Source organism: Trichocoleus sp. DQ-A1, assembly GCF_039961955.1.
Classification (GTDB): Bacteria; Cyanobacteriota; Cyanobacteriia; order Cyanobacteriales; family FACHB-T130; genus FACHB-T130.
This window is the reverse complement of record NZ_JAMPKE010000005.1, coordinates 68,922-85,685: the sequence shown is the minus strand read 5'-3', so window position 1 is coordinate 85,685 and position 16,764 is coordinate 68,922. Positions and strand designations below refer to the sequence as shown.

General features: G+C 47.4%; 17 protein-coding genes. 7 read left to right on the top strand and 10 right to left on the bottom strand.

The genetic code is table 11. From position 1 onward, the window contains the following. Positions 1-177: 177 nt before the first annotated feature. Positions 178-1,365: an acyl-CoA dehydrogenase family protein gene (locus NDI33_RS07425; protein ID WP_190677242.1), complete on the top strand. Its 1,188-nt coding sequence runs from the start codon at positions 178-180 to the stop codon at positions 1,363-1,365. Between the two features lie 146 nt (positions 1,366-1,511). Here the strand turns inward: NDI33_RS07425 and NDI33_RS07420 are convergent, their stop codons facing one another. Beyond that, positions 1,512-1,643 carry a hypothetical protein gene (locus NDI33_RS07420; RefSeq protein WP_277878916.1) on the bottom strand — a complete coding sequence of 44 codons (132 nt, stop codon included), beginning with the start codon at positions 1,641-1,643 and terminating at the stop codon, positions 1,512-1,514. A 1-nt stretch (position 1,644) separates the two neighbouring features. On the opposite strand from NDI33_RS07420, the gene NDI33_RS07415 reads away from it, so the two are divergent. Beyond that, on the top strand, positions 1,645-2,784 hold the full coding sequence (locus tag NDI33_RS07415; RefSeq protein ID WP_190677240.1) for a GDSL-type esterase/lipase family protein: 1,140 nt from the start codon (positions 1,645-1,647) through the stop codon (positions 2,782-2,784). 214 nt (positions 2,785-2,998) lie between these two features. Here the strand turns inward: NDI33_RS07415 and NDI33_RS07410 are convergent, their stop codons facing one another. Together NDI33_RS07410 and NDI33_RS07405 are read right to left on the bottom strand one after the other, a co-directional pair. Beyond that, a complete protein-coding gene (locus NDI33_RS07410; protein ID WP_190410320.1) occupies positions 2,999-3,211 on the bottom strand; it encodes a hypothetical protein in 213 nt (70 codons plus the stop codon). A gap of 226 nt (positions 3,212-3,437) precedes the next feature. Beyond that, the gene (locus NDI33_RS07405) at positions 3,438-4,964 is read right to left on the bottom strand and encodes a site-2 protease family protein (protein WP_190677373.1); all 1,527 of its coding nucleotides are present in this window, start codon (positions 4,962-4,964) and stop codon (positions 3,438-3,440) included. Positions 4,965-5,223: 259 nt separating this feature from the next. Here NDI33_RS07405 and NDI33_RS07400 point away from each other — a divergent pair, with 259 nt between their 5' ends. Then, positions 5,224-6,450 carry a WG repeat-containing protein gene (locus NDI33_RS07400; RefSeq protein WP_190437814.1) on the top strand — a complete coding sequence of 409 codons (1,227 nt, stop codon included), beginning with the start codon at positions 5,224-5,226 and terminating at the stop codon, positions 6,448-6,450. A gap of 39 nt (positions 6,451-6,489) precedes the next feature. On the opposite strand, the gene NDI33_RS07395 is transcribed toward NDI33_RS07400, so the two are convergent. The 5 genes from NDI33_RS07395 to NDI33_RS07375 form a co-directional block, all read right to left on the bottom strand. Beyond that, on the bottom strand, positions 6,490-8,181 hold the full coding sequence (locus tag NDI33_RS07395; protein WP_190677238.1) for an NAD+ synthase: 1,692 nt from the start codon (positions 8,179-8,181) through the stop codon (positions 6,490-6,492). Between the two features lie 57 nt (positions 8,182-8,238). Next, positions 8,239-8,535: an isochorismate lyase gene (locus NDI33_RS07390; protein ID WP_190536051.1), complete on the bottom strand. Its 297-nt coding sequence runs from the start codon at positions 8,533-8,535 to the stop codon at positions 8,239-8,241. A 163-nt stretch (positions 8,536-8,698) separates the two neighbouring features. After that, positions 8,699-9,445 (bottom strand): NUDIX domain-containing protein, encoded by a 747-nt coding sequence (locus NDI33_RS07385; RefSeq protein ID WP_190677236.1) that lies wholly within the window; start codon positions 9,443-9,445, stop codon positions 8,699-8,701. Continuing rightward, positions 9,418-10,005 (bottom strand): nicotinate-nucleotide adenylyltransferase, encoded by a 588-nt coding sequence (locus NDI33_RS07380; RefSeq protein ID WP_190437826.1) that lies wholly within the window; start codon positions 10,003-10,005, stop codon positions 9,418-9,420. Before NDI33_RS07380 ends, NDI33_RS07385 begins: the two co-directional genes overlap by 28 nt. Positions 10,006-10,113: 108 nt before the next feature. Beyond that, on the bottom strand, positions 10,114-11,523 hold the full coding sequence (locus NDI33_RS07375; RefSeq protein WP_190677234.1) for a nicotinate phosphoribosyltransferase: 1,410 nt from the start codon (positions 11,521-11,523) through the stop codon (positions 10,114-10,116). Between the two features lie 474 nt (positions 11,524-11,997). Here NDI33_RS07375 and NDI33_RS07370 point away from each other — a divergent pair, with 474 nt between their 5' ends. After that, positions 11,998-12,150, top strand: a complete 153-nt coding sequence (locus NDI33_RS07370) for a hypothetical protein (RefSeq protein ID WP_190410313.1) — start codon at positions 11,998-12,000, stop codon at positions 12,148-12,150. A 301-nt stretch (positions 12,151-12,451) separates the two neighbouring features. Beyond that, entirely contained in the window at positions 12,452-12,586 is a 135-nt protein-coding gene (locus NDI33_RS07365) for a hypothetical protein (protein ID WP_277878915.1), read from the top strand. A 61-nt stretch (positions 12,587-12,647) separates the two neighbouring features. Here the strand turns inward: NDI33_RS07365 and NDI33_RS07360 are convergent, their stop codons facing one another. Next, positions 12,648-13,340 (bottom strand): hypothetical protein, encoded by a 693-nt coding sequence (locus NDI33_RS07360; RefSeq protein WP_190677232.1) that lies wholly within the window; start codon positions 13,338-13,340, stop codon positions 12,648-12,650. Between the two features lie 149 nt (positions 13,341-13,489). Beyond that, entirely contained in the window at positions 13,490-14,197 is a 708-nt protein-coding gene (locus NDI33_RS07355) for a diacylglycerol/polyprenol kinase family protein (protein WP_190677230.1), read from the bottom strand. 57 nt (positions 14,198-14,254) lie between these two features. Here NDI33_RS07355 and yidD point away from each other — a divergent pair, with 57 nt between their 5' ends. Both yidD and NDI33_RS07345 read left to right on the top strand, forming a co-directional pair. Then, positions 14,255-14,500 carry a membrane protein insertion efficiency factor YidD gene (gene yidD / locus NDI33_RS07350; protein ID WP_190410310.1) on the top strand — a complete coding sequence of 82 codons (246 nt, stop codon included), beginning with the start codon at positions 14,255-14,257 and terminating at the stop codon, positions 14,498-14,500. Then, complete coding sequence (locus NDI33_RS07345; protein WP_190677228.1) at positions 14,501-16,624, top strand: AAA family ATPase; 2,124 nt, start codon at positions 14,501-14,503, stop codon at positions 16,622-16,624. Positions 16,625-16,764 lie beyond the last annotated feature (140 nt).

Sequence of the window (16,764 nt, the reverse complement as noted above, 5' to 3'; positions counted from 1 at the left end):
CTAGAAAACCCTATGTGCAAACTCTGTGCATTTGCTTGGCGTTATCAAAAACCTGGTAGCAGTGACTCGCTATTGCTAACTACGAAACAGTTCTCTTCACTGGTTGTTTTAAATCAAGCCTCGCAACCAGTTCAGAAATTATCTACTACAAAAGACAAGTAAAAAGGAGAAAAAACCATGACTACATTACTAAACCGCATCGAATTGAAAGATTATGCAGCGATCGCGTCTGCTCTCTCCCAAGAATTGGCAGCGAGTGCCGTTGAGCGCGATCGCCAAGCAGGTATCCCCCATGAAGAAGTACGACGACTCCGAGAAGCAGGACTGTTACCTCTGGTTGTACCGCGAGAATATGGCGGTATTGGCGCAACCTGGGTAGAAGCTTACAAGGTTCTTCAGGAAATTGCTAAAGCAGATGGTTCTACGGGGCAACTCTACTGCAATCAGCTAATCTTATCAGTGGTGGGTCAGGTAAGCGGCACCCCTGCTCAAGCAGAACGCTACTATCGAGCCACTGCCCAGAATCACTTGTTTTGGGGCAATGCATTTAACACGCGGGACACTCGCCTCAAAATTGAGCCAGAAGGCGATCGCTTCCGGGTAAATGGAACTAAGAGCTTTGGCACCGGAGTGGCAGCAGCGGATATTCGTGTATTCGCCGCCGTGCAAGACGGGGTCGATCATCCGATTGCCTTTATCCTTCCCAAGGATCGAGAAGGCATTGTCTACAACAACGACTGGGACAATATGGGACAACGCTGCACCGCTAGCGGTAGTTTCACCTTCCACAACGTCTTGGTGAACCCGGATGAAATTCTCGGCCCACCGCCATCTCCAGAGGGTGCCTTTTCCACCTTGCTATTCGTGGTGAATCAGTTGGCGAAAACCCATGTCTATCTGGGAATTGCCGAAGGTGCCTTGGAAGCTGCAAAGGATTACACGACGACGATGACTCGACCCTGGATTACATCAGGCGTCGATCGGGCATCGAAAGATCCCTACATTTTGCAGCACTATGGTGAGCTATGGACTGAGCTAAAGGCAGCGATCGCGCTCTGCCGTCAGGCAGCGCAGCAGGTACAGACGGCATGGGAAAAGGGACAGGCGCTCACTCATGAGGAACGGGGTGAAGTTGCGATCGCTGTTTATACTGCTAAAGCTTTTACCACTAAAGTTGGCTTGGATATCACCACTCGCATCTTTGACGTCATGGGCGCTCGTTCCACCGCTGCGAAATACGGCTTCGACCGCTACTGGCGCGACCTACGGACGTTTACCCTGCATGACCCAGTGGACTACAAGCTACGGGATATTGGCAATTGGGTTCTCAATCAGGAACTGCCAATGATATCGCAGTATTCCTAACCGGAATGCGATCGCATTCCCTAGTCTGGCTTGCTTGCAAGTAGATAGTCAAAAGTCGATTCCTAGGGCGCACAAATCGACTTTTGACTTATTTTTTTGGCTTATTTTTGAATGCGCTTGACAAATGACTCGTGTATGCCGTCACTTTAGAGGAGTTTAAACGCGATCGCTCCTGCGTCTTGCCAACAGAAAGCGATCGCTTCTCCTAAAAATTCCTGACTCCAACCAATAATCCCTGTCAAAGGGAAAGGAAGGCAAAAGTGAAGGAGTAGAGACACAATGGGCGATCCTTATCTGTTGGCGGTCAGTTTGTTAACCGGAGGGCAAATCTCAGTCCCGCCCCCGCCCGTACTGCCCCCAAACGAGCCAGACACCTTGTTAGCATTGTGGAATTCCAGTGAGTCAAGTGCCTTTGGGTCACTGGTGGCGCAGAAAATCGTCCCAACCATTGAAAGCACCTCTCCGGAATTCAGCCAGCAGTTGATTTCGCAGACGAATCCTTTCCAGGGGACTGACACCCTAATTACTACAGCCTTAGCACCGACAGCAGCTCAAGCCGCCACAGAACTGAAACCCTCCCTACAAGCGAAGCTGAAACCGGATACAGCAACGACAAAACCGGCATCTGGCAGTCAACTTTTTTACCAAAGATTAGCCGCCCTGAAAGCAGGCAAGATTTATACTCGTCTACCGGCTGATAGCTTTCAGTCATACTGGGCGAACCAAGCAGGCACGAAAGCACTGGCTTTACAAAAACCTAGCTATGAACAGTGGAAACGCCTACTAGCAAAGGAAGCGAGAGCAGTTTCTGAAGGTCAAGGTGCCAACCGTCTCTCCGTGTTAGTGGGAGATTCTCTCTCATTGTGGTTTCCCCAAGAACGTCTTCCTGGAGGGAGTTTGTGGCTGAATCAGGGAATTTCTGGGGATAATTCCCGTGGCATCTTGAAAAGATTGTCTGCTTTTTCCCAAACTCGTCCCGATGCTATTTACGTTTTAGCTGGCATCAACGATTTGCGCCAAGGGGCAACGGATGAAACAATTCTCGGTAATCTTCGCCAGATTGTTCGGCGCTTACGACAAGAGCATCCTCGCAGCTCAATCATCGTGCAATCCATTCTTCCCACCCGGATCAACACCATCCCAAACCGCCGAATTCGTAACCTTAACCAACAACTTGCTATCCTTGCTCAACAACAGGGTGCAGGGTATCTAGATATTCACTCTCGCTTTAGCGATGTCGAAGGAAATTTGCGTGTGGACTTAACGACGGATGGGCTGCATTTGAGCGGTCGAGGATATGAAGTTTGGCAATCGGCACTCCAACAGGCAGAATCGGTAATTGCGCTGAATCGGAATAATGTGCGTGCTGACAACTCACTAAAGCGATCGCGCCTCTCTGATGTATCTGGATTAAATTAACTGGTAAAAAATTTATGTTTTGTAGGCGCATGGCACAAACACGCCCCTAAAGGCATACCTGTTATGCCTGCCATGCCTCTACTTAGTAATTCAATCCATAAAAAAATCAGAGCGATAAAGCTCTGATTGTCAAACTAAGTTCAGTGGAGTTTCAAAAAATTGTTAGAAATAATTGCGCGGCTATCAGTTTATCAGCCAATCAAAATTAGCCGAATTAGATGCCTTGACGAGAAATTAGCTTTTCAATATCCGCCTGAGTTTGCTGCAATAGCTGCTCGCGGCTATCAACAGCCTTGGTGAGAGTGGGAACTAGGTTGCGCGCTTGTAACGCCATGTGAAGCTGTAGATGCGCCACGTACTCACTAAAATCTTCACGAAATGAAGGAGTTGAGGATTGCTGTAAAGGCACGTTTATTGTGTTCTCCATCGTTATCTCTCAGCCGTTTGTCAACCTTAACGAAGTTATCACACCGTTCATAGTCTCTTCTAATTTTGCAATGAAGTTTAATCGTTTTCAGGGAAATTGTTTAAGAAATGTTAAATATTCTCCGGGACTGTTTAAACTTCTTTGCATTCCCCTGATTGAGCTGAGTGGGAGACAGGGAATCGGTGAGGACAGAACATTCACCCATTCCCAATTCGCTCCCCAATTTCTATCCCCCAATGCCCAAGCGTCCCGCTAAGCCTGGAGTGAGAGGGAGGAGAGTTGCCACTGTTAAAAACAGAGCCAACAGTCCCAAAGCCGCTCGCGCATCATCGGGTTCGGAAATCTCATTCAAGCTAGGGCGTTCTAGACCTCGTTGCAAGAACAGAATTACAATCGCCCAGTACAGCAGCAAAGGATTCGTCGGATTCACCAGAGAGACAATTCCTAGCAAAACTAACGTGGCAACGGTAGCGCGTCGAGCGATTTGGCGTCCGTAGATTGCCTGGACAATTCGACCCCCATCGAGCATTCCCGCTGGCATCAAATTGAACGCTGTTACCACCAAACCCAGCCAACCGATAATCGTCAGCGGGTGGACATCAACCAGGGTTTGCTGAAGACTAGAACCAAGGACAACCCGTGCTAGAGTACCTACCAAAATTGACCCTTGGAAGAACTCCGATGGCACCTTAAATAGACTGCCTTCGTGGGAAAGAATTAAGCCGACGATTAGCATCAATAGAGAGACAATGCCACCAGCAGCAGGGCCAGCTAAAGCGATATCAAACAGCACTGTGCGATTGGGTAATAGCGATTCAAACCGAGTAATCGCCCCAAACGAGCCAATCTGTGCGGATGGGATGAAAAAAGGAAAACTTAGGCGAATATTATGACGACGAGCTAGGAACCAGTGACCGAGTTCGTGAGTCACTAAAATCACCCAGATTCCGGCACTGATGGGCAGAACTTCTCCAATGCGGCTTGGATTGCTGAAGAAATCAAAGCCGAGGAAAATTCCCGCCGTCTCTAAGCTAGCGGCAATGGTCGCCACGACGAGAACGCCTGCCAAGATGTTCTGCGGTAAGGTTGCTGGTTTCGGATCGTTGGTGCTGGGGAGAACAATCACCACCGGCTTCTCTTCCGGATTTTCTACTAAAAATAGCCGATAGCGATCGCCCAATCTCTCGTGCAAACTCGCAGACAAGCGGGAATGAACCGCCGCAGGTTCTCCCCGCAGATTTCCCTTGAAGATGGCTCCTTCCTGATAAGGAATGCTTTCTGTAGCAAAGAAGGTATCAATGCCAAAAATTCCTTGGATGTTTTTCAAGTCTTCATCTGGAATGGGAACCACTTCTTGGGAGACGGGATTGGTCGCCTCTTTTGGCGTCGCCGCCGGTGTGTCTTTGCCATTTCCCTCAGAAGTCTCTTCTGTCGGTTTGGGTTCTTGCATCATTTTCAAGACCCGCTCCCGCAGTATGGCATCCTGACCGGCTGCTCGCAGTTTATTTCCGATGAAGATGTACAACCCAGCGGAGGCTATCAACATAAACAAGATGCTCACCAGGTTGAGATAAATCCCCGCTGCGAACAATCCAAAAAACAACAGCCAGGGAGACATCAACACCACTGACTGCAACCAAGCTAAGATGCCGAGTTTGCCGAATGACTTGGCACGGTAGAAGCCCCAACCCAGGATGCCTAAAGCCACCAGCACAATTAAAACTGTCGCCGTAGTTTCCGATCCAGTAAACATTTTTGATGAGGAGCCGTAGCAGCTATAGCCAACCAGTCTACTGTATTTCAATTTCTGATAAGGATTCAAGGTTACTCTTGGCTCTCGGTCGGGAAATGATTTCAATCTCTGTGAGGGATTCATCCAACCATCTCCACACTCCCCTAAATCCAGCGCCATATTCGAGCGAGCCGTACTCAGCTTAAATTTCTTGAGTACCAAATAAATACCAAATAAACTTGGTTGAGATTAACGCCAATATTTACCTACTAGAAACCCTATGCTATTTAAAAAGTTAGAAGATAAGAATTTTAGTCAGTTAATTAGACTGGGATTAATCGCGATCGCCTTGGGCATCGTTCCTCTTACCGCCTGTGTCAGTTCCCTAAAATCCACCCAGCAATCTTCTCAAGCTTCTTCACCGTCTTTAGCGCCACAAAATGACAAAACAGGCGATCGCGTTATTAAGCCGCAATTTGAGGCTGCTGAAAACTTCTCAGAAGGTCTAGCAGTCGTCACGAGTAACGGAAAAAAAGGTTATATCGATAAGACTGGCAATATTGTCATTAAGCCGCAGTTTGATTTTGCTGAAAAATTTGAACAAGGGATGGCAGCCGCAAAAATCGGCAATCAGTTCGGCTATATTGATAAGACTGGAAAAATGGTCATTATCAATCCACCATTTGAGCAAGTTTTACAATTTTCAGAAGGACTTGCGCCAACCAGTATTGGCGGCAAGTGGGGCTATATCGACACGAACCGCAATCTGGTTATTAAACCGCAGTTTGCCGCTGCTCATAACTTTTCAGAAGGGTTGGCATCCGTCAGAATTGGCAATCAAGAAGGCTATATTGATAAGACGGGCAAGATAGTTATTAAACCGCAGTATAAACAAGCTTATCCCTTTAAAGAAGGGCGGGCAGCAGTATTTGATAATAAGTTAAAGATAGGCTTTATTGACACAAACGGAAGTCTATTCATCAAGCCACAATTCGATGGGATAAATGATGGTTTTTCCCAAGGGCTAGCACCCGTAGCAATGGGCAGTAAAATTCCTCAGCGTTGGGGTTATATTGACAAAACTGGGAAGTTTGTCATCCAGGCGCAATTTGAGTATGCTTCTCCCTTTTACCCAAACGAAGACCTAGCAGCAGTAACAGTTGACAAAAAGATTGGCTATATCGATCAAACTGGCAAGCTAGTTCTCCCGCCACAGTCTCATTATACGGGGAGTTTCGAGGATGGAGTGGCACTCATCTCAATGGGGGGTAAATATGGTTATATGGACAAAACCGGAAAAATTGTGATTCCGCCGCAGTTTAATGAAGTACGCGATCACGGTGGTTTTTCCGAAGGGCTAATCGCGGTAGAAATTGGTGGGAAGTATGGATATATGGACAAGACTGGCAAAACAGTTATTCAGCCACAATTTGATGCGGCTGGTTCCTTTCAAGAGGGGCTGGCACCCGTAAGAATTGGCAGTCAGTGGGGCTATATCAGCCGCTAAAACGAGCCAACATTGCCGTTTCTAAAAATCCACTCCACGTCATGCGATCGCACTCCAACGACTCGCAATCGGCATTCGCCAGCCGGTGCCAAAAGCCCGATCGGTAATTTTCAGTCCAGGCGGTGCTTGTTGCCGCTTAAATTCGGCACGCGCGACTAATTGCATCACTTTATTGACAACGACTGGATCGTGACCAGCTTCGATAATTTGAGCGGTTGATTGATGTTCGTGAATTAGCCGCTGCAAAATATCATCCAGAATGTCATAAGAGGGCAGAGAATCTTGATCGACTTGACCGGGTTTTAGTTCGGCACTTGGCGGTTTGGTGAGGATATTCGTCGGAATAATTTCACCGTTGCGATTCAGCCAATTACACAGAGAGTAGACGCGAGTTTTCGGCACATCAGCAATTACCGCTAATCCTCCATTCATATCCCCATAAAGCGTACAGTAACCGACCGCCATTTCTGACTTGTTGCCGGTAGAAAGGAGGAGATAGCCAAACTTGTTCGCGATCGCCATCAATAAATTGCCCCGAATCCGCGATTGAATATTCTCTTCCGCAAGCCCGAACGACGTTCCAGCAAACAGATGTTCTAAAGTTTGGTCGTAACCCTGCATCAGTTGCCCAATCGCTAGGGTTTGAGTAGCAATCCCCAGCTTTTGGGCTAATTTCAGCGCATCTTCGACAGAATGATCGGAACTGTAGGGCGAAGGCATAAGGACGCCGAATACATTTTCTGCCCCTAATGCGGCGGATGCGATCGCTGCTACCAACGCCGAATCTACTCCACCACTCAAGCCAAGCGTAACTTTGGAAAAGCCACACTTGCGGGTATAGTCTCTCACTCCCAACACCAACGCCGCCCAAATTTCTTCGTCTTCACTAGCTGCAAGCGGTGCGACTCCCCCGTTATCCCCGGTTGCTGAGGGGGAGATTAAATCCCGCTTTTCCTCATCAAATTCCAGCAGTACCAAATCCGTCTCAAAACGAAGGGCACGACACACCACTTCCCCGGCGTGATTCAAAGCGAAACTGCTACCATCAAAAATTAAGTCATCATTTCCTCCAACCTGATTGATGTAAATGCTTGGTTGGCGGTAACGGACAGTACTATGACGCAACATTGCTTCTCGCAAGTGATGCTTGCCAACACTATAGGGAGAAGCTGACAAATTCACCACCAAATCTACACCCAATTGAGCTAAGTCAGCAATCGGATTCACTGCATAGCTACGCTTTCCCCAAAATTCCTCATCGTTCCACAAATCTTCGCAGATTGTGACGCCAATGCGGAGATTATCGAGCGTAAAAGAATTTGGCTGAAGTCCCGGTTCAAAATATCGATATTCGTCAAAAACATCGTAGCTGGGCAACAGTCGCTTGTGAAAAATTTGCTGTATTTTGCCCTGTTCTAAGCAGGCAATACTATTAAATAACGGTTTACCTCCAGCGGCGTGCGCCTCCGGATTTGGGTCTACCGTACCCACCAACACCGCTAAATTGGGTGGCAAATCCTCTGCTAGCTGCTGCAACACCGTTGCCATAGACTCGACGAAGCCGGGATTCAGCAGCAAATCTCGTGGCGGATAGCCGCACAAAGAGAGTTCCGGCGTCAGCAACAAACGGGCACCTTGCTGAGTTGCCTGTCTTGCCGCCTCCAGAATGTGTTGGGCATTGCTGGTGAGGTTGCCAATTGTGGGGTTGAGTTGAGCGATCGCAATTTTCATATTCAGTTATCACCTGCGTCGTTCTGATTATTTAAACTAATTTTTCAATCGCAGCAATTAGGATTTAGATTGCCAATGTTTTAATTCTTCATTCATAAAATAATTAATCAAATCTTGATATAGCTTTTCAATTACATCTGGATTTAAACCTTGTTCTTCAGCCCAAAGACGTCTTTGCTGCAACATCGACTGAACCCTTTCCGGAGCTTTTACACTGGTTTCGTTTGTTTTAAACTTTGCTGCCGCTTTTACATATTCAAATCGTTTACCAAAAGCTGCGATAATTTGGCGGTCAATTTCATCAATCTCCTGACGAATTTCTTCAATATTTGAACAATCTTTGGTTTGTTTCATAATTGGCTTTCCTTATCTGATTTTTTATGATTAACGCAAAGGTTCGCAAAGGGTAACGCAGAGTAACGCAAAGGAAGATAAAATTAAATTGTTTTTTTAACTTAGCGAACTTTTGCGCGAACCTTTGCGTTAGCGAAGCAGCGCGACAGCGCTACCTTTGCGTTTAAATAAATACCAACGGTTTATCCTTAAACGGAGCAAACGCTTCAGCATCAAATCGATACAAACTCGCCGGACGCCCCGCCCCTCGCGAGACTTTGACTTTGGTATCGTAAAGAAAACCCAGCTTCAAGAGTCGGGCGCGAAAATTAGAATAATCCGAGAAATTTTCACCTAAAACGGTCGTGTAAAGCTGATATAAGTCACTCAAAGTAAATAACTCCGGCAACACTTCAAAGGCGACTGGGCTATATTCCAATTTATTTCGCAGACGCCGATGACCATACTCTAAGATTTTATGATGGTCAAAGGCTAATTGTGGCACTTGCTCTAAAGGATACCAGGCAATTCCACTCACTCCATCGGCAATTAATTCAGCTTCTTCAAATCGCACTAAAGCAAAATAACTGACCGACAGATAACGAACCCCGTAACTTTCTTCGCATTCCCTCGGATCTCGTCCAGGCCCGCCAAAGGTGTATAACTGCTCTAAATACAGATTTTTCACGCGAATCTTTTCAGCCAAAATCCGATAGGCGGCATCTTCTAAAGATTCCCCTTGCCGCACTAAAGTACCGGGCAAACTCCACCGATCGGAAAAAGGTTCGTCCTGCCGCATTACTAACAAAACTAATAGTCGGTTTTGCGCCGTATCGACTGAGAAAATCACGTTATCGACTCCGACTTTAAAATCCGCTAATGCCGGTTTTTTTACCGAATCTCCTATCTTTTTCGAGCTGCGTCCTCGCATTCGTATAAACGTTCTCTGTGAATATAATCCTCAACGGTCGTCGTCAAGGCTTGTCTGTTGCCATTCTCACGATAAGCTGTGGAAGAAACCGCCGGTGGTTTGATGTCAGCGATCGCAATCTGCGCCCCTAGTTGCCTCAGCGCTTCCAAATCAGAGTCATCTATCGCATATCCTGGTCTAGGCACCACAAGTAGATGCACTTGCTGCAATAAATCTTCAACTCTATACCAACGCGGCATCTGGTTTACTAAATCCGAACCAATGACGACGGTAAAATCTGCCGACATCCCCCAGCATTGCCTAGCCTTCTGCACCGTCTCCAGAGTTCTAGGGCTACTGAATTCCGGATACAGCCCAATATTGTGGCAACTCGGATGAATTTCCTCAATCAGCAACCGTAGCATTGTTGAGCGATGTTCTAGCGGCGTTTGATGCGATTTAAACGGATTATTTGAAGCCCAAACCGCCACCCAATCATAGTGTTGCGACAGCCATTTCAAAATCGCTTGATGCCCAGAAGTTGGCGGGTCAGCACTCGTACCAAACAAAGCAATTCTCATTATTTTCTTACTTCCTCTTACTTCCTCTTCTTTCCTCTTTCTTCGCGCTCTATAGCGCTAACGCGCATGGCTTCGCTAGGGCGTCTTTGCGGTTCGTTCCCAAATCCCTTAAGCAGCGCGACGAGTTTTTTCCATCAACTCCAACAATGCAGCCGAAACCCCCACCGACGGCGACACAGGCGAATCCAACTGACGAGTCTCCGCTGGTAAACTCCCTACCGAAATAGCAGTTCGTTCTCGAATTTGGGTTAAAGATTCTGGTAGAAACACCCGTTCGCCTTGCTTAAACATCGGCTGCAACAAAGGCTGCTCAAACTGCGGACTTTCCGTCACCAATCCCAATCGATCTCCTTTCATCAAATTGCCCTCAAAGCAGCGAAAAATCTGCTTGCGACCGGGATAAGTTAACTTGCCATTCGACTGTTTCATTACAGGAATGCCATCAATTTCAACCAGTTTATACACTCCATTAACTGGGGTTCCTGTAACCAATCGAGTTCCCAGTCCATAACCATCAATGCAAGCACCCTCTGCTTGCAATCGGGCAATTTCCCACTCATCCAAATCGCCACTCGCAAAGATGGGAACATCCGGTAAGAGCGATCGCACTTGTTTGGATAACCCTACCAAATCGCCAGAATCTAGCCGCACCCCAGACAATTGCATTTCTCCTGCATCGAGCTTTTCTGCCAGCATTTGGGCAGCGGCAACTGTATCGTAGGTATCAATCAACAACGGCGCACCTGGAAAATATCGATGGAAGGAGGTAAAAGCCTCTCCCTCACTCCCAGCAGTTGCTGTCAGCGCCATCACCAAAGCATGAGCCATCGTCCCGCTGGGCTTTTGACCCAACTTGATCGCTGCCAGTACATTAGAAGTCGCGTCCAATCCAGCCGCCAATGCCGCCCTGGCTGCCCACAGAGACGCTTGGGGGCTAAAAGCGCGCCGGGTGCCAAATTCCAGCAGCGTCGCTTCTGACCCCGCTACATCCCGTATCCGCGCCGCTCGTGTGGCAACTAAAGTTTGATAATTAATTGTATTCAGCAGGTAGGTTTCCACCAGCTGAGCTTGCCAAAGGGGGGCTTCCACCCGCAGCAGCGGCTCGTTGGCGAACACGGCGGTTCCTTCTGGAACTGCCCAAACGTCGCCGGTGAACCGAGCCTCTGCTAAGAGCGACCAAAAACGCTCTGGTGCCCGATCGAAAATTCCGGTCGCCTGCAAAGCCGCTATCTGGCTGGGGCTGAAGCGGAATTTCTCCAGATAGTCCAGCGCCTGTTCCAACCCCATCGCAATCAAATAGCCAAAGCCAGCGGGTAAACGCCGCGCAAATAGCTCAAAGCTTGCCCGTGATTGATCTAAACCTTCGCCGGTGTAGCAAGCTGCCATTGTCAGCTGATACAGGTCGGTTAAGAGGCTGTAATCTTCAGAAGCGATCGCGAGTTCCCGATCTTCTACCCTAACCGGCTCCTGAAGCAGGTTAGCAGGATGCTTTACAAGTCCGTCCACGGAAGTTCTCATAGTCTTGCTTCCTAGCAAGTGTGGGCTCTCTAATTATAGTAATATTCACCATAATAGTGTCAAGGCATTTTGATGAGTTCTTCAAGAAGATGGTTTCTGAAGAGAGCTTTATTGCCATCTTCAGGTCATTCTTAGGTTATATACATTATTCTTAATAGTATTTTGACTCAAAAGCTACAGAAAAGGGCAGTTGATGCCAAAAAGACACAGGAGAGAGCATGGCGGCGTTGCCCATTCGCCCTTAACCACCAACCATCAGTTTCTTGCGTTAATTGTGCAAAATCTAAATGAATTTAAAAGTATTTAGAAATCTTAAGTAAACTAACTGCCGACTTAAGTCTAAGCAAAGTATTGCAAACCTAATCAAACAAGTGTTGCAAATTACCTCAAACTATCCAGCCGTATTCATAATAAAAGTATCAAAGGCTAATATACATTTCATCGAATCCCCAAAGGAATCTGGAGAGTAAAGATATGAGTCTTACCCGAACGTTTGACAATATCATCCAATATTTTTCTGGCGCGATCGCTCGCATCTTTGGACTAAGTGACGATGCGTATCCTGCGACTGGCGTGCAGCCCTTTACAGGGGAACCGTTTAGCGCACGTCGCAAAGAAGATTGGTAGTCAGCCTAAATGCTTTTTTCTATATTGTTGGAGTCAAAAATAAGAAATTTGGTGGAGGAAGAGGCTCTTTCTCCACTAAATTTTATGGAATAAGTTTAAAAATTATTCGGCTGAGATGGCTAAAAAGCACTGCCAGAACGTCTTTTAATGTGTCAGTCACCTCAGACTGCTCTGTTGGATGGTTTAACATCCCTTTGGTGGCTGCAAAGCAGGGGAAACGACAAAAACCCTGTACCACTACTTAACGCTCAACTGGCGCTCAACTGGCTTGCTTAGCCCATATCCTGAGAATGGGCAATGAATGACCACTCGCCGCCTAGACGCCGTTCTCCTAAGTGGGGCAATTCGCAGGACAAACAGCAAAACGCCTGCTATGGTCGGGCAATATTCGGTGGATGAGGAAAATTCACGCACCGAATATTGCATAGTTCTATAGTGACAAGCGTTCTATAAAATTGTATGGAATTTAATACAAAAGTTAGAGCTTATTTAAAGTTCTAAATACTCATTTGACGTAGCTGATGTTGTTCCTGGTTAAACTGCTTTTGTTCGGGGGTTAATACGTCATAATCAATGGGCGATCGCATATCCCACTGCACTCCTGCCAATAGCAGTAAAGTCCCCGCCATGACAAGACCCGTGGTGAGAAATTGCCAGCCTCCGACATAAGGCAAGATCCCAATGCCCAATAGATGAACGAACCCGTTAATCAGGAAAGTACGCGATCGCATTCCCATCCCCGTAAAAAAGTAGCCAATGGTACTTAAACCCAGCCAAAACTGACACAGGTTCATCAGCACCAACCCCCAACCCAGAAAAATACCCAAGTCAGTTAGCACCACCCCGAATAACATCAGTGCAACCCAGCTATAAAGCAGCCAGCGCAGGCGTTCTACTTTCACCCAAAAGTGAGTCAACACCACCATCCCCACCGTACCGACTAAGGTAAGTGCTGACCAAAACATCGCTTGCACGTACCAGCTAACAGGTAGAAACTGAGCATTGATAAAAATTGCGGCGGTAATCCAACCCCAAACAATAAACGCCTGATCGATTCGAGAATAAAAGCTCGAAATCAGCGTTTTATTTCCAACTTGCAAGTGAATACGTAAAAGCCCCTGACGATCCTGAAAATCAAGGGCTTCCTGTTTGCTACGGACAAGCGGTTCGGCAGGATTAAAAAAAGTCATTGACATCCATCTTTGGAGATAAATTGAATAAAGCGGGAGTATGTCCCTAGGTAGGCTTCTTCAACTATCTTAATGGAAGCAGAAAATTTGTAATCTGGGATTCTACGGATATTGCAACCAAACTAACTGTTTGCTAGTTATCAAAAGTGTTAGCTAAGTAAAAGCAGCTGAGTCAAGAAAAAAGCGATCGCGGCACTGCCTACAGGAACCGTCAGATTGTCGATGCCGAACCAGGAGAACGCTTCTAAGACAGTCGCGAAGAAAGCAACGAAAATCGGCACTACCCACGTTTGCCAGATATTGCCCTGGACTCCTAGGAAAATTAAGCTACTAACCCCATAGCTAACCAGGAACATCGTCAGCGAGCCTTCCCAACTTTTACGGATGTCCCAAAATTCATAGCGATGCTTACCAAATCGTTGACCAATGAGAGCAGCTAAGCCATCCCCCCAAGTCATCACCAAAATTCCCAGTGCTGCATATTGGGGTTGGTTTAGAGGCCAGAACCAACCGATTAAAATGCCAATACTGAGGGCATAGCAAAATGTCCCCCAGCTCTTGCGCCCAACGCTGTTAATGCCTGGGAGGATCGGAAATTTGTATGACAAAAGAGCCACTGCACTCGCGAAAATCGAAGCCGTAATCCCCACCCAAGCGGGAAGGTTCAGCCACCAGGCAAGCAAAATCACATTGCCCGTGCCAATGTGAACCACCTTCCGCACCTTTTCCGGTTCGGTAGAAGTGTAGCGATGCAGCCCTTCTGCCAGTAACACAAGAATGCCCAGGCAAGCCCCAACTAACCCAATGTGGAGCCATAGATCCGGAATTGATTCTAACCACAACACGGATTTACGCAAAGATTGAATTATAAAAAAAAGCTCTCCTTACCAATCTATTAGATCCAGGGCACAGTAATGAAAATATTACTAATTTGGCTAATTCGGGGATACCGAGTGCTAATTTCTCCCCTTTTTCCCCCAGCGTGTCGGTTTCAGCCGACTTGTTCTAAATATGCTTTAGAGGCGGTAGAGAGATTTGGCCCTTGGCGCGGCGGCTGGATGGCGATTCGGCGCATCTTGCGCTGCCATCCCTTCCATCCTGGCGGTTACGATCCGGTGCCACCCGCCGCTTCTGGGGCGGTTAAACAAACAAAAGAGTAAATGAAGTCATCGCGGGTATCAGATCGTCTAGAGGAGTTGCGTCGTAGTCGGTTTGTAGGACGCGATCGCGAACAAACTCTATTTCAGTCGGCGCTGGACGAGGCGCAATTACCTTGGCATCTCCTCTATATCTATGGTTCGGGTGGTGTTGGCAAGACGACTTTGCTGCGTGAGTTTGCCTACATCTGCGAACAAGCGAAAACACCAGTCGTCTACCTGGATACCCGTAATGTCGAACCTTCACCCGACTCTTTTTTCAGCGCCCTCCAGATGGTTATCGGTCTGGAGCATCAAAACCAGCTTTGGGAGTGGTTTGCTTCCCAACCCGGTCACTGTGTCATTCTGATCGATACCTACGAAACCTTAACGCCACTAGAAGACTGGCTGCGGGAATTTTTCTTACCCCAGTTGCCGGAAAATGCCCTCGTCGTTCTCGCGGGTCGTCAACCCCCGTCATCTGCTTGGCGTGCCGATCCAGGATGGCAGGCGTTGATGCGTTTAATATCCTTAGATAACCTGAATCCAGAAGAAAGTCGGGCGTATCTGACCAAACGTCAGATTCCTGTCGAACAGCATTCCTCTGTTTTGAACTTTACTCGCGGTCATCCTCTGGCAATGTCCCTAGTTGCGGATGTTTTTGCCCAGCACGGCAATATTGATTTTCGACCAGAAGCCGCACCAGATGTGGTGAAAACTTTATTAGAACAATTTGTGCAAGAAGTCCCCAGTCCGTTGCATCGGGCAGCATTAGAAGTTTGTGCTTTAGTGCGTTTAACTACCGAAGCACTGCTGTGTGAAACTCTCGCGATTCCCGATGCTTACGAGTTGTTCAACTGGCTGCGAGGACTTTCGTTTATAGAATCGAAATTACAAGGTATCTTTCCCCACGACTTAGCACGGGAAGCAATTTCCGCTGACTTGCGCTGGCGAAATCCCGAACGCTATGCCGAACTGTTCGGTCGTGCCCGTGGTTATTACTGCAAACGTATCCTGCAAACTCAGGGTTCGGAACTAGAACGCGCCCTATTTGATTATGTTTTCAAAAGTCCGCAAGTACGACAATTTTTTATATGGCAAGACAACAACTTCCTGACCGACACGCTGCGCGAGAGCGATCGCTCGGTGCTGATGGAGATGGTGACGACTCACGAGGGGGAAGCTTCTGCCCAGCTTTTAGCACATTGGTTGGCGCGACAGCCTCAAGGAGTGTTGGTGTTTCGCCAGTCGGAGGAGGGAACTCCTCTAGGCTTTATGATGATGCTGACTTTGGATGAAGCTAGTTTAGAAGATTTACAAGTTGACCCCGCTACTCAGGCGGTGTGGAATTATATCCAGCAGCAGGGAGCATTACAACTTGGTGAGAAGGCTACGTTCTGCCGCTTTTGGATGGCTGCTGATACTTATCAAGCTGTTTCCCAAATTCAAAGCCTCATCTTTATCAAAATTTTTCGGCACTGCGTCACGACTCCCGGCTTAGCTTTTATTTTTACAGCGATCGCTCAACCGGATTTCTGGGAATTGTTTTGTACGGCAGCCAATATGCCGTTGCTGCCAGAAACATCTTTTGAAGTGGGTGGACGGCGTTATGGTGTATCCGCGCACAATTATCGAGTTTTTCCCGTATTCAATGATTTGTTGGAACTGCCAGCTTGGGCGATCGCGATCGCTCCACCAGGAGAGGGGGAGATCAGGCAAGGGAAGGGAATACCAATCCCCCATTCCTCATTACCACTTCCCCATTCCCCTTTAAGCCAATCTGAATTTGCCTCTGCGGTGCATCAAGCTTTGCGGGATTTCGTGCGACCGGAGGCACTATTACATAATCCTTTAGCGCGATCGCATCTGGTTATCGAACGTGCAGGCACCAATACTCGTGCAGCAGAACGAATTGCCGCCTTACAAGCGCTGTTGCAAGAAGCGGTTGAATCGTTACAGCGATCGCCCCGCGAAGCCAAATTTTATCGCGCTTTGGATCGCGCCTACCTGCACCCCGCTCCATCCCAGGAACGAGCCGCAGAAATATTAGATATATCTATCGGCACCTTTCGCCGTCATTTGAAAGCAGGAATTGCGCGAGTCACAGAGATTTTGTGGCATCAAGAAATCGACCGACTGGAAAACTAATATCAAGCGTGTCGCTTTTTGAAGACAAGCCAATGGCTAATGCAAGAGTGACTATTAGCCGTTAGCCATTAGAAATTGATCGCTTTTCGATCGAGTTTCGCTCTGGAATTGTATAGCTTTCTTTCGCCAAACTAAAACTA

Coding starts and splice junctions, on each gene's coding strand:
- NDI33_RS07410 (WP_190410320.1), bottom strand. CDS start 3,211: ATGGAGAACACAATAAACGTGCCTTTACAGCAATCCTCAACTCCTTCA.
- NDI33_RS07385 (WP_190677236.1), bottom strand. CDS start 9,445: ATGCGAGGACGCAGCTCGAAAAAGATAGGAGATTCGGTAAAAAAACCG.
- NDI33_RS07425 (WP_190677242.1), top strand. CDS start 178: ATGACTACATTACTAAACCGCATCGAATTGAAAGATTATGCAGCGATC.
- NDI33_RS07400 (WP_190437814.1), top strand. CDS start 5,224: ATGCTATTTAAAAAGTTAGAAGATAAGAATTTTAGTCAGTTAATTAGA.
- NDI33_RS07345 (WP_190677228.1), top strand. CDS start 14,501: ATGAAGTCATCGCGGGTATCAGATCGTCTAGAGGAGTTGCGTCGTAGT.
- yidD (WP_190410310.1), top strand. CDS start 14,255: ATGAAAATATTACTAATTTGGCTAATTCGGGGATACCGAGTGCTAATT.
- NDI33_RS07360 (WP_190677232.1), bottom strand. CDS start 13,340: ATGACTTTTTTTAATCCTGCCGAACCGCTTGTCCGTAGCAAACAGGAA.
- NDI33_RS07395 (WP_190677238.1), bottom strand. CDS start 8,181: ATGAAAATTGCGATCGCTCAACTCAACCCCACAATTGGCAACCTCACC.
- NDI33_RS07405 (WP_190677373.1), bottom strand. CDS start 4,964: ATGTTTACTGGATCGGAAACTACGGCGACAGTTTTAATTGTGCTGGTG.
- NDI33_RS07415 (WP_190677240.1), top strand. CDS start 1,645: ATGGGCGATCCTTATCTGTTGGCGGTCAGTTTGTTAACCGGAGGGCAA.
- NDI33_RS07375 (WP_190677234.1), bottom strand. CDS start 11,523: ATGAGAACTTCCGTGGACGGACTTGTAAAGCATCCTGCTAACCTGCTT.
- NDI33_RS07390 (WP_190536051.1), bottom strand. CDS start 8,535: ATGAAACAAACCAAAGATTGTTCAAATATTGAAGAAATTCGTCAGGAG.
- NDI33_RS07365 (WP_277878915.1), top strand. CDS start 12,452: ATGACCACTCGCCGCCTAGACGCCGTTCTCCTAAGTGGGGCAATTCGC.
- NDI33_RS07370 (WP_190410313.1), top strand. CDS start 11,998: ATGAGTCTTACCCGAACGTTTGACAATATCATCCAATATTTTTCTGGC.
- NDI33_RS07380 (WP_190437826.1), bottom strand. CDS start 10,005: ATGAGAATTGCTTTGTTTGGTACGAGTGCTGACCCGCCAACTTCTGGG.